This is a genomic window from Bacillus sp. FSL L8-0199, assembly GCF_038005705.1.
GTDB lineage: Bacteria > Bacillota > Bacilli > Bacillales > Bacillaceae_G > Bacillus_A > Bacillus_A cereus.
In genome coordinates this window covers 3,155,046-3,169,877 of sequence record NZ_JBBOTS010000001.1, presented here as the reverse complement: position 1 = coordinate 3,169,877, position 14,832 = coordinate 3,155,046, and the positions used below count along the sequence as shown (strand labels likewise).

The window sequence follows — 14,832 nt, the reverse complement described above, 5'->3', positions numbered from 1 at the left end:
ATCACTGTTTTCTCAACAAAAACCGATATTCGCCCGCAAATCCTCAATAATATTAATATCATTGGCATTACCATTGATATTATAGTTTGTCCGCTTGATATTCTAAGATTACAATGAGACTAGATAAAAGTTTATATATTAAGCCAGATGATATACAGTTTAAAAAGTGTAAAAGGACATAAAAAGAGGAAATTGAAAAAGGTAAAGTGCCAAGAGAATTGTTTACTCCACAACAGCTTGATTAGATTGAAAAGGGAGTAGCTAGAACAAAGGAGGTTATTTGGCACCATCATCAGGTTCCTGGAAAGATGCAATTAGTATTAACAGATATTCATGGCATTAACCATCTTGGTGGAAATAAATTATGGGGAGAGGGTATTAGATGAGAAAAGATTTAGAGTGGGAATATGCTGATGCAGAAGTATTAGAAACTAAGATTAAAGAAATTGGATTACAATTAGGCTTCCAGTTACCTCAAGATTATATTGATTGTGTAAAAATAAATGGAGGTGCGAGTGTATTACCAGAAGAATTTAAAGTAGGCAATGTAGAGCGTTGCTTTGGTAGTTTATTTAGTTTTGATGAGGAAAGTAGTGAGTACATTGTTAAAAAGTATGAAATATACAAACCTACGCTTCCGCAAAAAGTATTCCCTATTGCAATTGATCCAGCTGGAAATTTAATGTGTTTAGATTATAAAAATAATACAGAAAACCCAATTGTAGTTTTTTGGGAGCATGAGAATGCTGGCGAAAAAGAAATGTTAATGCGTCAAGAAGGTTTAACAGAAGCACAAGTAGAAGAACTGGCAAGAGAAAATGTATTTTTTGTTGCTAATACGTTTACAGAGTTTTTAAGTAAGTTACATGATTAATAGAAAGTTAAAATTAAAATGAACATACTACATAATATCAGTGCTATGTATACTGTTGATACAAAAGAACCTCCTTCGAAAGAAAAAGAAATTAAAGCGCTTCAGCATTTCTCAGTAATAGATGTACCTACAGAATATATAGAAATGATTCAGCTAGCTTCAAATGTTGAAATTAATGTTAATGACCAAATGTATATTAGGATATGGGGAGCTTCGGATTGCATAGAAATGAATGAAGCTTATAAAGTGCAGAATTACCTTCTTCATTCACTCGCAATTGGTGATGATGAAGGTGGGGGTGCATTAATTTATCTACAAGGTAAAGATGGTTTTGGTATATACTATAACAGTTTTGGAAATTTGGACATGGAGGATGCAGTTAAAATTGCACCATCTTTAACCGAGTTATTAGTAAATAATGTTGGTGTGAATATCTTATTAGACATTTGAGAACATGTAGAGAATTTGGTGTTATAGTTTCATTGTAATTTGTTTTCTAATAACTGTAGGGAATACAGCAAAGAAAAAATAACAATATCTATTATTAATATTCTTGGCTTAGTTTGTTAGTAAACAACCAGATACAAAAGAATACATATAAAGTATGAATAGGGATGTAGTAAAAATGACAATGATACAATTTAATTCTTATCATCAAAAAGTAGAGATAAAGAGAAATTTAGAACTTATTAACTTAGAATATAAAAAAATTAGAGAGTATGTAAATTTTGATGTATGTTCTTTTGAGCAATTAGATGAATTTCAAGTAGGATACAGCATTGACACCGATGGAAACTCACTTGTAACCGATGAGGAAGATACTTGGGATGCAAATTGGATTGTTATTGCATATGAAACTATGTGTGGAGATCCAATTATTATTGACTTAAGTGAGGAAGGATACCCTATATCTTCACTCATGCACGGAATGGATAGTTGGAGTGGTGGCGATTTTCTTGCAGATTCCATGGAATCATTTATTAATTTTATGAAAGATATAGGTGATTTTCTAACTGAGAAACAAGTGTTAGAAGGTAAAAGAATGATACAAACTAAAGAATTGGATATATTGTTAAATGAGTTTTTGGAAAGAAATAAATTTACTGATTTTGAAATGTGGAACTCTTTATTAAGTCCATTATTTGATATTGCAGAAGAATATGAGCAAACAATGGAGATAAAAGTAAAAAAGATGAAGGAAGAAGGAAAGAAAATAACGGAGATTGCCCACATGCTTAATATAAAACCTAAAGAAGTGTATGAGTATATTAAGAAAGTTTAATAGCAACTCTTCACTTTTAAGAGAATAATCAGGCACGATGATGGAGCAATACAGGCAGAAAATGCTTGGATTTTTTATAAAGCCCAATCAAAAATCTGCTGAAGAAGAATCCATTTTGATCAATCTTTTTTCAAGATGGATGTTTTTTATTTATCGTAAAACTTAGGATTGAGAGTTGTTTTTGATTAGAATTTATTTCGAAGCAAGGGCAATGGGGTTTCGAGGCAGCTCTGCATGAGTAAAGATACTTACAAAAAATCAATGAAATTCAAAAGAATATCCATAAGTGAATACAGTATGAAGAATGGGAACGAAGGACGACGGACGCGGAAGGTGGCTACAGGGATGAAGTATGGTGAAAATACTAAGTTAGTTGAGGAAGTTATCGGGTATATACAAAAAAGAAGATTATTTGATAGGGATGATATAAAGTTACATGAATTATTACATGACATTGAAATAATTCATGATTTTGATAAAGCACAGGAATTGGCTTGGTCTCAAGATTTGGATGTTACACAAATCGTTTGGGATGATATGAAATCGGATGAAAGTGCAAAATTATTAGAAGGAACTTATAACCCTAATATGGAATCAAAAAAAGATATGTTATATGAAGTTTTTTCTGATAACTATAATTATTATCAGGAGTTTATTTCTATTGATCATATAAATATTCTTGAGGAAGTAGAAAGAGACCTTGAGATGTGTGCACTAAATCGTTTAGTAAATGGAAAGGTGGATAATTTTTATGAAAAGGTATTTAAGGCGTATAAAATGGGAGGATGGCCCTGTGGATGGAAAGGTGAGTACCCCGAAGGGAAAATGATTGTCTACTTACCAAATGAAAAATGAAGGCTTACATACCGACATACTTTATGAATTTCATGAAATTTATTGCGAAACGATTATAGAGAGATGACAGGCGATACGTTTAAATATCTTAATAGTTTAGGAGGGATTATTAAATGATTAATCTATCTAATATTCCAGATTTGATAGAAAAGTCAGCAGCGAGTGATATTGAAATTCAAGCAGTAGAAAATCGCATGAATGTTACATTACCTAATGTATATAAGGAATTATTGAGATGTACAAATGGCTTTTCAATCGGTGGTGGTTTACTTATTTATGGTACGGAGTATATTGCAGAAAGGAACGAGGTTTGGGAAGTAGATGAGTATGCGAGGGGGTATGTCTCAATTGGTGATGACGGTGGTGGTAATGTATTTTTAATGGCTCAACATGCAGAGGAAAAAGAGGTGGTAGTAATTGATTCTGGGGATATGAATCCAAGCCATGCTACTGTAATTACCGCTGATTTTAAAAAATGGGTGAATAGTGGTTGTGTAAGTGAAATAGAACAGAAAACAATACATAAGTCATCTGATATTTGTAATATAGTGTTAGTGAAAACTCCTAGTGAAGGTTTGAAAGATTTAATAAGAATAAAGAACGTATTAGGGCTTGAGATTGCCGCGGTAGATTTGCTAAAGGGTTCAAAAAAACTTCCTTATATATTAGTAGAGAGATTTCCATACGGTAAGGCGAAAAAACTAATTGGAAAATTAGCAATTGATAGTACTATACTGAGTATAGAAATGACTGGAAAAAACAGTTAATATCAGAGGGTAACTTTCATACGAATAGAGAAATCGATATGAATCCAAGGGAGTAAATAGGGAGAGTTAAAAATGATTATAAATGATGCAGTTTTTGGTGAGATTGAGTATACATATGGATGGGTTAAGGACATTAACGTTGAATTTTGTGGAAAAGAAGTTGAAATAGCATTGATAGTAAAAGGTGAAGAAGACGGTAAGTTTGATGAAGGACAATATACTGCTTATAATTCATTATTGCAAAATTGGGAACAATTGCAGCAAGTTTTTTTACAAGTGATTTTAGACTATTACAAGCAAGAGCGTCAACAATTAGGGTATGATATTGGATTTAATGAAAATTATCCGTATATCGAAACAATTGACCAATTACTTAGGAGGATCACATTAGTTGGAATTGTAGTCCCATATGGAGATATTCATGAAGAGCGAGATATTGGGATAACTTTCGATTGTACGTGGGATAGAGAGAATGGATTAGGAATACGTTTACTAAATGAAAAAGTAACTGAAGTGGGGTATCAAGACGTTGCTATTTGAATTTTAATCTAAGGAGTGAAAAAGTAATATGAAAGAATTTGAGGAAAGGTTTAGTGAATTGCAAGCTGATATGATATGTATATGTTTGGAATATGTTGAAGATAGAGCGGATAAAGTGTACGTTTATGCTTCGCGTGAGGAAGGCATTATTTCGGGAAGTTTCTTTTATTGCATTAACAATAAATATGTAAAATGTCACAAAGTAAATGATGCATTGGAAGATGGAGACAGAAGATATGATGTGTCTATCAAAAGACAGTCTATAGTATTGCGCATTATATGTGAAGATATTGAGAAAATTGAAGAATTATGCAAAGGGTATGAGCGTGACATGCCAACTGAGATGAAATTAATATATGATGTTCATAGTGGCAAGTTTAAAGCTCAATATAAGTATGATTTAGTATATACGAATGATGAAGTTAAAACAGCTAGCCATATTGCTGATGAGTGGTTTGATGAAGTGAAAAATAATAACCTTTAAAAGGGGTACAGTAATAGTTATATCTTAGTTAAATAGATAATGAGTGGGAGTAGAAAATGGAGAAATCAGTATTAGAAAAAATAGAATTAATTAAGGGTATTTTAGGTAATGATCCATTTTGTTTGCTTATTGGTGAAATTGTAGAGGTAGAAAAAAAGATTGATGAAAAATTAGAAGAAGGCTCTTTGAAAGATTATAACTTTATTATAAAAAAATATGAAATGTTGAATGGTGGAGTAATTACTATATATGGTCATCTAAAACGCGAAAGTATTCAATTTTATACGGAGGACATGCCTGGTGGTGCTGATAATTGGATTTGTATAGGGAAAATTGAAAGATATCCATTGTTTATTAATAAGATGAATGGAGAAGTTTCTTGTTTGTATGGAGAATTAAGTAATCAAAATTTTATTATTGAGTCATATGGTGATTTTAATAATTTCTTACAACATTATTATGTAGGAAAAAGATATTGTGAATTAGGTAATAAGTTTGTTCAGTTTGGAGGAATTAGTGAGACTGTAGGAAGTAAAGAGGATGATTGGTATCAGTTATTAGAAAGTAATGGTTTATTATGATTGATTAATTGAACGTATTATGAACATAATGATGTGAAAATATGTGGAAAATTATAATAACAATGTTATAAAAGGGGGAGAAGTCAATGGATTTTAATGAGCGAATATCCACTTTATATAAAATAACTCTAAAGTATGTGTATAGGGTTATAAAAATAGCTTTGATATGCTTCGTTAAAATATCAATCTAGATAAATAAAATGGTTAAAACTAGCTAGGGGAGATTCGAAAAATATTTGAATGGCATGCCGAAAGCAAGGGGGAATTTGAAAGCAATGCCTTATGATTAGATGTACTATTGATGATTACTTTATGCAATTCTAGCCTCGAAAAGAATTAAATATTTATTAGAAGGTGATGTTATGTGGAGAGAGAAGATTAGTCATATCTCAAAAATAAGAGAGAACCAAAATCGAAAACTGAATTTACCTACTAATGAAAAGGAGTTATCGAGATTTCGTAAATCTGTAGTAGAAAAATTTGGTGAAGATGTATTGCCCCAGCAGTACTATAAATTTTTACAAACAGTTAATGGAATTGAATTTAATGGGTTAATAATATATGGGATTGACCAAAGTTTTTTAGATTTTAAGCCAATAAACCAGGTAGATAGTTTTTTTGACGCTAATGAAATATGGGAATCAATTAAAGACGAAGAGGAGCTGATTTTTTTCGGAGATTCAGATATAGCTTGGTATTGTTATAATGTTTCCAAAAAGAAATTTGTTGAACTAGACAAGCCTTCAGGCGAGCATATGGAAACTTTTTACGATTTTGATACTATGCTTAAATCTGCTCTCTCAGCAGCACTTAGCTAAATGTATAGTAGTCAATGTCTAACTGTTTAATCTAGATGAAAATAGTGCAGGGGGATTCTATGGAAAGTAAGGGAAAAGCGATAAAAATCTATGATTTCATTAAAAAAGGGGATATAGAACAAGCGAAAGAAATCATTATTACTGATAAAAGTTTGCTTGATTTTGTAACGCCTTATGGAACGTGGCTACATGCTGCAGCTAGAGCTGGTGAACTGGATATGATAAAATTTCTTGTTGAATCTGGTATGGATATTAACCTTAATGAAGGTGTACCAAAGTCAGCGCCTATTGCACATGCAGCTAGTGAAGGTGAAATTGGTATTGTAGAGTACTTATTTGATAATGGTGCAATATTAGATGTTAGTGACCCAAATAGAAATCCTCTATTCTCAGCGATTTATGGTGGGCATCTTAATATTGTAAAGTATCTTGTTCAGAATGGTATTGATAGTACTGTAAAGTATACAGGGGATACTATGAAAGAGATGGGAGCTTACGAATTTGCTATTGAAAGAGGAGAAGTGGAAATTGCTGAATATTTAAAAATGTAAACTTGAGATGGAAGGCATATATTGATGTAATAGAAAAGTTGAAAACTAATGATCATATTAATTTAATTATCCAATTCATTTAAAAGGAGAAATTTATATGGACTATCAATCTGAGGTTAAGAGATTATATAGTTGTAGATTTTTAAAAAATCAATCGGAATGTGAAGAGTTTGACAGTGTATTAGAAAACTTAGCAGATTGTGATGATGAGAAGCTTATTAAAGAGTTGTGTATAGTATTTGAGGATGAAACACAAGAGGAAGAAGTTATGTTTGGTCTAGTTCATTTTATTGAAGATTTTGAAATGGGAAAATATCTAACAGAGATGCCTAAAGCTTTACCAAAAATGGTTGAAAGTGCAAAAGAGTGGGCAATGCTACTAAACATAAGAATTTTAAATAATGATTTATATAGAAGTGAGTATGCTAAAGTACTTGTAGGAATGAATCATGATATACAACTAACGATAATTAATTTACTTAATGAAATTATTGCTGATAACCCTAAAAGATTTGAGGGCACTGCCAATGAGGTTATTAGTCAATTACAAGGAGTTCATAAAAATAAATAAGAATTGTAGAACTACTGTATTATAGATAAAACTAAGAAAACCCTAGCGAAGAGCTAGGGTGTTTGTGTTATATAGTTTCACCATACGCTTCCGAATTAGGAGCAGGAGTAATCAACGAATCTTTTGTAGCGTTTCCTATAATAGAATGAAAGTGTTTAACGTTTAAATATAGGAAGAAAAACAATTAAGCTTTTATTTTATTTAAAATGGATACTCTATTAGTAGTGAATAATAAATAATTTTGTTTTACTGTCTTAATTAAAATACGATCAGTTGTACCATATGCTGTTCCAATTCGGATTGCGCTTTTTTCTTCAACACCAGCATATGTATTATCTTCCGTTACCTCAGTGATTTCACATAATGGAATATGAATTTTAGAGAATTGCCATGAAATAATTAGTTCATCTTTTGTTTTTTCAACATGAATACCTAACATGTTACCAGAACCTTTCTATAATAAAATTTCACTCGTACTATTTTATTATACAAATTTACAGATTATATTTCTATTTTTTACAGAGAGTATACAATTAACAACGAGAAAATGTTCATTATTACTTTCATCCCTATTATAACGAATTCTACAATAGAAAACAGAACGTATATTTGGTATAATCGAAATATACTATATGAAACGACGTACATGAGTTTGAGATTTTTGAAAAAAGGTAAGTGATACATAATAATACATACGCTATAGGATTCAGTTCATGTTATACAAATCAATCGTTAGAAAGGAAAAGAAGTATGAATCAAATTTCATTCGAAGATTTATTTGAAGAAGAAAACAAACGAGGAAAGGTAGAGGTAGCTGAGATTCCCGTACCTTTATCGCCCTTACAAAAGGACATTTTAGAATTAATTAATTCTGAAGAAATAAGTGCACTTGAGTTATGCGAACAATTAATACGAGCTGGTAAAATATCAGATGAAAGATTCACAACGAATAAGCCTAAAGCATATGGGCAAGTATGCTTACTATTAGAAGGTTTTGTTAAAGAAGAAAAGCTTATTTTTGTCAAAAGTGATGAGAAAAGAGATAGAGTATATAAATTGAAAGACGAAGATTCTAACGAATAAAATGTATAAAGTATAGTAATGAAATAAGGAAGTCCTCATATTTGTGTTGAAAGATTATTTTCACATAAGCGTGGGGATTTTTTTGAGGGAGGATGTATGAAAGATTGGGAGTATGATGAATTATTTCATGCAATTCGGGAGGCGTACGAAGAGTTATTAGATGAAGAGAGAGGGTATCGATATGCTATAGCAAAACTAGCGGATGAATTTGATAATGTAGGAAAGATTGAAGATGTTATCGTTGATACTGCCATAGGAGAAATAGCAGTCAATCATCATATGGTTTTTGTTGGGCGTATTAAAGGTATAACAAAGAGGCTAAGTATGTTTAATCTTCAAGAGGCAGAAGGTGAATTGACAGTAGAGGAAATAAAAGATTTATCGATAAGAATAAATAATGTAATAGAAGGGTTAAAAAATGTAAAGAGTGATTATAAATCTTCGGTTGAATAATTCATGTTTCTGCAAATGTAAGAGACATAGCTAAACAAGAGAATAGAAATCGCTGCATACATAAAACGTAAGATAGATGAGAGATAATAAAGATTGGAAAAAAAATAAGACTAAAATAATGGGATTGATAGGCATATGGTTATCAAATATAAAAAAATTATCTTATAGATAGTTAAATGGCTATTACTATATTACAAATAATCAACTTTTGTTTTATTTTTTATAGGAAAACAAAAGAGTAATCGTAAAGACTACTCTTGGATTTTTTTCTTTTCTTCCTTTTCAATTTCGGAAACAGACTTTTCAGGATCTTTTATAAGTTTTCCTAATTCCGCAGAGCAGTCAAATTTATCTTCGAAATTTTCTGTAGTACTAATACGAGCTACAAAATCTAATTGTTGGTTATTATTTATATACCCTTTTAGTCTAGGAATGCCCATAGGACTAGTTTCACGTTCTGTAAATGTAATAGATTTCACATCTTTAATATTATAATGAATATACTTTTCTACACGTACTTCTTGTGCTTTCCAAAACTTTTCTTCTATTTCTTTATGTTTTAAGTATTCCATTGTAAAATACCCTCCTGCTATGAGCACCAAAGCAGATACAATTAAAATAATTACTTTCTTCATTAGAAATGCCCCTATTACATTCTTTTTAAAATTGGATAGGGAAGACAAGACAAGAATAGTGCAAAGACTATTCTTTTTTCTTTTCTTTCTCTTCCTTTTCAATTTCGGATACGGATTTTTCAGGCTGTTTTATAAGTTGTCCAAGTTCTCCAGAACGCCCCAATTTCCTTTCGAAATTATCATTACTATTAAGACCGGCATCAAACCATAATTCTTGATTATCATTTATATATCCTTTTATATGAGGAACGCCCATAGGACTAGTTTCGTGTTCTGTAAATGTAATAGATTTTACATCTTTAACATTATAATGAATATATTTTGCTACTCTTGTTTCTTGTACTTTCCAAAACTTTTCCTCTTCTTCTTTATGTTTTAAGTATTCCAAAGTAAAAAATCCTCCTGCTATGAGTAACAAAGCAGATACAATTAAAATAACTACTTTCTTCATTAGAAATGCCCCTTATAAAAAACTTACCATTACATTCTTTTTAAAATGGGATAGACAAGAATAGTGCAGAGACTATTCTTTTTTCTTTTCTTTCTCTTCCTCTTCAATTTCGGATACAGATTTTTCAGGGTCTTTTATAAGTTTTCCTAGTTCTCCAGAACGTGAAAATTTATCTTCGAAGTTTTCTGTAGTACTGATACTAGCATCAAACCATAGATCTTTATCATCATTTATATATCCTTCTATAGACGGAATTCCCATTGGACTTATTTTATGTTCTATAAATGTAATCGATTTAACATCTTTAACATTATAATGAATATACTTTTCTACTCTTGTTTCTTGTGTTTTCCAAAAAAATTCTTCTTTTTCTTTATGTTTTAAGTATTCCATTGTAAAAAATCCTCCTGCTATAATACAAATAATGGATAAAATAATTACTAATTTTTTCTTCATAAAAAATCCCCTTGTATTTGAATATAGTTAAAATATACCATGAAATGAGTTGAAAGATATGAGTGAATTTAAAAAGAATTCAATTGCGACAGATGAAGATTACTTCGAACTATCAGATAAAGTGTATGATGATAAATTTTTGCACAAAGGTGTAGAAATAAAAGGTGTTAATGGTAAAAATGGGTTGTTATAGAATCAATAGATGCAGATTGTCAAAAAGTGAAAAATGGATTACAAGCTATTGCAGTGGTACCGAAAAATGATTATAAAGAGAATAAAACTCACTATGAAACTATAGTATTTGCATTTCGTGGAACAGAGCCTAAGCAATTAGCAGATTTCGAAACAGATATCGATCAAATTACGTTTGGAATTAAAACACATTCTAAAGTAATTACTCCAAGTAATAGTCAAACAGTAAAACCAGATTTTGCAACATCTTTTAATACCGGATTGGAATGGGTAGATAAAGTAAATGAAACATATCAGCCAACTTATGTGCATGCTACAGGGCATAGTAAAGGAGGCGCAGAAGCTGATTATGTTGCTTCGGAACGGAATTTTTATGCAACTACATGGGCTGCACCAAACCCTTATCGTTTGCTAAGTCCTGAAGCGAAAAAACGAGTAGATAGAGGGGAAATGGAAAACAAAGCTACGGATTATACACATGAGAATGACCCAATTGGTAACCATACTCAATTCGGTGCACCTCTAATTGGTAAGCAATTTACAGTGAGACAGAATGATACAAAAGAAGATTTTTTTACACGTTTAACTATGGACGGACACGGCAGAGATACATTTAAGGGATCCTTTCATTCAAATGGAAGCCCCCTATTAAAATTAGAACCTGAAGATATTATAAGACAAGCACAAAAAATTCAAATGCTCAGTAATCGATTATCAGATATAGCAAAAAATATAGAAGAGTTTCAAAGAAAAGAAGCTGAAGCGGTTCAAAAGTTGAAAAGTCAATTAAAATATGAAACAGGGCCAGGTGGGAAATATCATCTATTAGAAGCATACGAAATAGATGAAGCCATCTCACGAATTGCTAAAACGAAAGAAGGTGGAAATGACTATTTTCACGATGTACACATGGCAGAAGAATTAATTCATCTTTTAAGAAAAGAACAAAAAAGTTTAAGTAGATTTGGGGATGAAATTAGTGATGCAGCAAATTCACTTAGGGATAAAGATAATCAATTAGCGGGGAATTTTCAGTTTAGATAAGGAGATAATTATATGATGGATTTTATGGGGGAAATTAAAAAGATAGAAAAGCAAATCGAAAATGTGACAGGAGATTTAGCGAGTCAGGTTGTTGAGGAGTTACAAGCTGCTAAAAAACAGATTGAAAGAGAAATGCAGCGTATGATGTTAAAAACAGAAGTAGGGTTTAAATCAATAGACATTATAAAAGAAGATACATATGCTCTTCAAAAAAACATAGGGGCATTTCATGAATTACAAACAAGTCTAAGAGATATAGCAGCAGAATTAGAGAAAAGTTTTGAAAGTAAAACTGGCAGTAAAATCAATGAAGAATTAAAGAAATATGAAAAACAAATTAACAACAACATTTTTAATGAACATGTTCACTTAGCAAACAGTTGTGGGAAAAAATAAGAGAAGAAGAAAAACTAATGATAGTTTCTATTGCTTTAATTTACTGAAAGAGATGCACTGTGTAAATGCGAGGTTTGGAGTGAACAGAAAAGTGTGTCTGGTGATAAGTTATATGAATGAATAGATAATACAAATTGTATAGAAATATATGAGTTCGTTGAAGGTGAGAGTGAATTAAGGGGAAAGGTTAAAGAAGAAAATAGATGTATTCATAGGAGGGATGCAGTTATGAATCAAAAAAAGTTAGAAATGGCTTTTAAAAGATATAGCAAAAATTTTGTGGATGGAATCAAATTTGAAGATGTTAAAGATAAATATAATGTCAGTAGAAGAAAGATTGAGAAAATTGTTGAGCAAAATGAAACAGAGAAAGATCACATACTATTAATAAATCTAAGCAAAATTTCTTCATATCACTTGTCACTATGGAAAAACGATGTATTGATCAACGGTGGAAACAATGCAGAAGGATTAAAAAACATGCAGAAGGTCTTATTTTACCAATGCATGGGACAGGATCTCTATACAATAAGGTATCCAAGAATGATCTTGGGATATTCGTTTAGCGAAGTCGTCCTCACATTAGTTCATTTTGCAATGTATGGATGGGAGAAAGAAGAAAATATATTATATGATTTTATGGCTCATCACTTCGGTGGACATTTAATAGATGCCAATGAAGAGGATAGACATATTTGGTTTTTGCTAGAGCTGTACTTGCAGTATAAAAATAAAACCATCATGGGAACGAATGAAAAATTGCATCTAGCCGTGATAAATAAGTTTAAGGAAGCTGAACTGCGATGTGACTTAATCCCTGAAGACCTAAACATTTATGATGAAGTGCTGGAACGTTGGTCGACTGGTGATTTAGAAGAAATAGAACATCTAATTTCGATAATGTCTCAGTATCATTCTGCATTAGCTTCTGAAATCGGACAGCTAGGTGAATTTGGTGATTTTGGATTCGGATTTTATCCTTATGAAATCTTGTTCTTGATCCATGTAAGAAAAAAACTAGGATTGCCAGTACCTACTCAATTCGATAATTTTCTGATGAATACTCCAGAAGCGAAAATGGTATTTGGAGAACGTGAGCCATACCCTGAGTGGGACTCTGTGCTTCAGATGATTGATCAATTTTATCGTAAAAACTACCCGGAATATATTCCTAACAAGCATGGAGAATTATTTCAATAAAAGGGAGGAAGCTAATATGCCTAATCAAGAAATAGCGCAGATTATATTTCCTGATAGCAAGGATTTGGAAACGTTTTTGAAGGAGCAAGGAAGTTATGACTTACATGAAGACCTATTAAAATATGGATTGACGACGAAACAGTTTTTATACGTTGACTATAAAGGTGAGCAATACCAAGAAATTGTAAATTTTATTCTTGATTATGAATTTGCCCACCAAATTGAATTAGCGACACAAGAAGAACTCGAGAAATTAGAAGCATTTAATTATGAATTTTTACCGGAAAAGATCCAGGAGGTCAACAAAATACTGTCACCAAAGGGGTATGGACTATTTTCATATCCTAATTCGGGCGATTTTTTCACATTATTCATTGCGAAAATAGAGGATATAATAAAGTTTCTGCAAGAAGAAGTGCTGTTTGATGATAGAATCCTTTTCCAAGAAAGATGCATTAAGTACTATAAATAGACTTAAGATAATGCAGTTTTGAAAGAGACATCACACTATCCCTATGATATAGTGCATTATCAAGAAGAGTAAATGTAAGAATCTACAGTGATATACTAGACTGTAGTTTTTTTATTTGTGCGTAATTAATACATACTGTGCAAAATGAAAAATAATTAAGGGGATCTGTTAGTTCATTAGGCGATTGAGGAGTGAATTTAAAAATCAGAAAAAATATGTATTTAAAAGTTAAAATTATATATTGATGGATATATACGTTATAAAAAAATATTAGAAAATCCCCCTCATTGTATATAGAAATTACATAATAAAAATAGAAGTGTATTACGATAAAAACTTACTTTTACATAAACAGAGCTTAACCATTAGCTAATATTGTAAAGGAGGATTGAAAATGTTAAATGGTGTGTTAACGAAGGAGTATATAATACAGAATAGCCTTGAGTTTGAAGAGTGTTTAGAATATGGGGGACCTTATGGGCTAGGAATAGTAGAGTGTGCAGATGATGGTAAAGAAAAATTGTTTACTGGCTTAGCTTATGATGTTTATGAGAATGGAAATATAGAATGTTATTTCTATGTAGAAAATGGTGTTAAACAAGGAGAGTATGTGGAATTGTATATGAATGGAAATATAAAAAGAATCAGCAATATGAATAGAAGCACGGTTGAAGGCTACCATGTTGAATTTTTTCAAAACGGAATGAAGAAGCATGAGTCTGAATGTATTGCGGGACGTGAAATGACTTTTAAAAGTATGATGAACAAGGGAATATTGTAGAACAAAAAAATGAAACCGAATTATTTTACAATCGCAATGTATCCGACTGTAGCATTTAACGAGGAAGAGATATTGAATCGTCTTCTAGATGTATTTGAATCAAACGAAAAATCCGCTCCTACTCATTGGGGAAACTGTGAAACGGTGCAGGTAGAATATAATCGCCAGGAAATCATAGAAAAAGTAATTTCGGAGCGTAGAGTATCTGAAGTTCACCTCTATCGTGATAAACAGTGCACTATTAACTCTACATCAGTAGAGTTAATAAATTATTTAAATAAAAAACTGTTAATAAACAACGAGAATTAATGACGGGTTATATTCACTTAAGAATATAACCCTATTT

General features: G+C 31.3%; 21 protein-coding genes and 3 pseudogenes. 20 read left to right on the top strand and 4 right to left on the bottom strand.

All coding sequences use genetic code 11. The annotated features are described in order from the left end of the window. Positions 1 to 245 precede the first annotated feature (245 nt). From NST86_RS34880 to NST86_RS16380, 12 genes are all read left to right on the top strand, one after another. Entirely contained in the window at positions 246 to 386 is a 141-nt protein-coding gene (locus tag NST86_RS34880) for an HNH endonuclease (protein ID WP_223262117.1), read from the top strand. Then, positions 383 to 874: an SMI1/KNR4 family protein gene (locus tag NST86_RS16430; protein ID WP_061663070.1), complete on the top strand. Its 492-nt coding sequence runs from the start codon at positions 383 to 385 to the stop codon at positions 872 to 874. Before NST86_RS34880 ends, NST86_RS16430 begins: the two co-directional genes overlap by 4 nt. An 18-nt stretch (positions 875 to 892) precedes the next feature. After that, positions 893 to 1,324, top strand: coding sequence for an SMI1/KNR4 family protein (locus tag NST86_RS16425; RefSeq protein ID WP_001023210.1), 432 nt, complete (start codon positions 893 to 895; stop codon positions 1,322 to 1,324). A 175-nt stretch (positions 1,325 to 1,499) separates the two neighbouring features. Further along, on the top strand, positions 1,500 to 2,156 hold the full coding sequence (locus tag NST86_RS16420; RefSeq protein WP_000177840.1) for an SMI1/KNR4 family protein: 657 nt from the start codon (positions 1,500 to 1,502) through the stop codon (positions 2,154 to 2,156). Positions 2,157 to 2,390: 234 nt separating this feature from the next. Continuing rightward, positions 2,391 to 3,011 carry a cytoplasmic protein gene (locus NST86_RS16415; RefSeq protein WP_372584797.1) on the top strand — a complete coding sequence of 207 codons (621 nt, stop codon included), beginning with the start codon at positions 2,391 to 2,393 and terminating at the stop codon, positions 3,009 to 3,011. Between the two features lie 113 nt (positions 3,012 to 3,124). Next, positions 3,125 to 3,778 (top strand): SMI1/KNR4 family protein, encoded by a 654-nt coding sequence (locus NST86_RS16410; RefSeq protein ID WP_061663072.1) that lies wholly within the window; start codon positions 3,125 to 3,127, stop codon positions 3,776 to 3,778. A gap of 72 nt (positions 3,779 to 3,850) precedes the next feature. After that, positions 3,851 to 4,318 carry a DUF2004 domain-containing protein gene (locus NST86_RS16405; protein WP_061663073.1) on the top strand — a complete coding sequence of 156 codons (468 nt, stop codon included), beginning with the start codon at positions 3,851 to 3,853 and terminating at the stop codon, positions 4,316 to 4,318. 28 nt (positions 4,319 to 4,346) lie between these two features. Continuing rightward, entirely contained in the window at positions 4,347 to 4,802 is a 456-nt protein-coding gene (locus NST86_RS16400; RefSeq protein WP_061663074.1) for an immunity protein YezG family protein, read from the top strand. Positions 4,803 to 4,858: 56 nt separating this feature from the next. After that, the gene (locus NST86_RS16395; protein WP_061663075.1) at positions 4,859 to 5,383 is read left to right on the top strand and encodes a hypothetical protein; all 525 of its coding nucleotides are present in this window, start codon (positions 4,859 to 4,861) and stop codon (positions 5,381 to 5,383) included. Positions 5,384 to 5,745: 362 nt separating this feature from the next. Continuing rightward, the gene (locus NST86_RS16390) at positions 5,746 to 6,201 is read left to right on the top strand and encodes a YrhA family protein (RefSeq protein ID WP_061663076.1); all 456 of its coding nucleotides are present in this window, start codon (positions 5,746 to 5,748) and stop codon (positions 6,199 to 6,201) included. A 59-nt stretch (positions 6,202 to 6,260) separates the two neighbouring features. Next, on the top strand, positions 6,261 to 6,752 hold the full coding sequence (locus tag NST86_RS16385) for an ankyrin repeat domain-containing protein (protein ID WP_000444063.1): 492 nt from the start codon (positions 6,261 to 6,263) through the stop codon (positions 6,750 to 6,752). Positions 6,753 to 6,849: 97 nt separating this feature from the next. Next, a complete protein-coding gene (locus NST86_RS16380) occupies positions 6,850 to 7,323 on the top strand; it encodes an Imm30 family immunity protein (protein ID WP_016118277.1) in 474 nt (157 codons plus the stop codon). 184 nt (positions 7,324 to 7,507) lie between these two features. On the opposite strand, the gene NST86_RS16375 is transcribed toward NST86_RS16380, so the two are convergent. Then, the gene (locus NST86_RS16375; protein ID WP_000900619.1) at positions 7,508 to 7,762 is read right to left on the bottom strand and encodes a SunI/YnzG family protein; all 255 of its coding nucleotides are present in this window, start codon (positions 7,760 to 7,762) and stop codon (positions 7,508 to 7,510) included. A gap of 311 nt (positions 7,763 to 8,073) precedes the next feature. Between NST86_RS16375 and NST86_RS16370 the strand changes: the two genes are divergently transcribed. Both NST86_RS16370 and NST86_RS16365 read left to right on the top strand, forming a co-directional pair. After that, positions 8,074 to 8,406, top strand: coding sequence for a DUF3895 domain-containing protein (locus tag NST86_RS16370; RefSeq protein WP_001071932.1), 333 nt, complete (start codon positions 8,074 to 8,076; stop codon positions 8,404 to 8,406). Positions 8,407 to 8,502: 96 nt separating this feature from the next. Continuing rightward, positions 8,503 to 8,859, top strand: a complete 357-nt coding sequence (locus NST86_RS16365; RefSeq protein WP_000656073.1) for an Imm3 family immunity protein — start codon at positions 8,503 to 8,505, stop codon at positions 8,857 to 8,859. A gap of 251 nt (positions 8,860 to 9,110) precedes the next feature. Here the strand turns inward: NST86_RS16365 and NST86_RS16360 are convergent, their stop codons facing one another. The 3 genes from NST86_RS16360 to NST86_RS16350 all read right to left on the bottom strand — a co-directional run bounded on the left by NST86_RS16360 (position 9,111) and on the right by NST86_RS16350 (position 10,401). Continuing rightward, positions 9,111 to 9,494, bottom strand: a complete 384-nt coding sequence (locus tag NST86_RS16360; RefSeq protein ID WP_061663077.1) for a DUF1433 domain-containing protein — start codon at positions 9,492 to 9,494, stop codon at positions 9,111 to 9,113. 67 nt (positions 9,495 to 9,561) lie between these two features. Further along, a complete protein-coding gene (locus NST86_RS16355) occupies positions 9,562 to 9,945 on the bottom strand; it encodes a DUF1433 domain-containing protein (RefSeq protein ID WP_000758185.1) in 384 nt (127 codons plus the stop codon). 72 nt (positions 9,946 to 10,017) lie between these two features. After that, on the bottom strand, positions 10,018 to 10,401 hold the full coding sequence (locus tag NST86_RS16350) for a DUF1433 domain-containing protein (protein ID WP_063264065.1): 384 nt from the start codon (positions 10,399 to 10,401) through the stop codon (positions 10,018 to 10,020). Positions 10,402 to 10,459: 58 nt separating this feature from the next. Here NST86_RS16350 and NST86_RS16345 point away from each other — a divergent pair. The 6 genes and pseudogenes from NST86_RS16345 to NST86_RS16320 form a co-directional block, all read left to right on the top strand. Continuing rightward, a pseudogene (locus NST86_RS16345) lies at positions 10,460 to 11,637 on the top strand (cytoplasmic protein). A 12-nt stretch (positions 11,638 to 11,649) separates the two neighbouring features. After that, positions 11,650 to 12,033, top strand: coding sequence for a hypothetical protein (locus tag NST86_RS16340; protein WP_061662902.1), 384 nt, complete (start codon positions 11,650 to 11,652; stop codon positions 12,031 to 12,033). A gap of 228 nt (positions 12,034 to 12,261) precedes the next feature. Beyond that, positions 12,262 to 13,233, top strand: a complete 972-nt coding sequence (locus NST86_RS16335) for a hypothetical protein (protein ID WP_061662903.1) — start codon at positions 12,262 to 12,264, stop codon at positions 13,231 to 13,233. Positions 13,234 to 13,249: 16 nt separating this feature from the next. After that, a complete protein-coding gene (locus NST86_RS16330) occupies positions 13,250 to 13,705 on the top strand; it encodes a hypothetical protein (RefSeq protein WP_061662904.1) in 456 nt (151 codons plus the stop codon). A gap of 394 nt (positions 13,706 to 14,099) precedes the next feature. Further along, positions 14,100 to 14,545: pseudogene (locus tag NST86_RS16325) on the top strand (toxin-antitoxin system YwqK family antitoxin). Next, a pseudogene (locus NST86_RS16320) lies at positions 14,496 to 14,717 on the top strand (hypothetical protein); the annotation flags it as partial. The pseudogenes NST86_RS16325 and NST86_RS16320, both read left to right, overlap by 50 nt. Between the last annotated feature and the right edge of the window lie 115 nt (positions 14,718 to 14,832).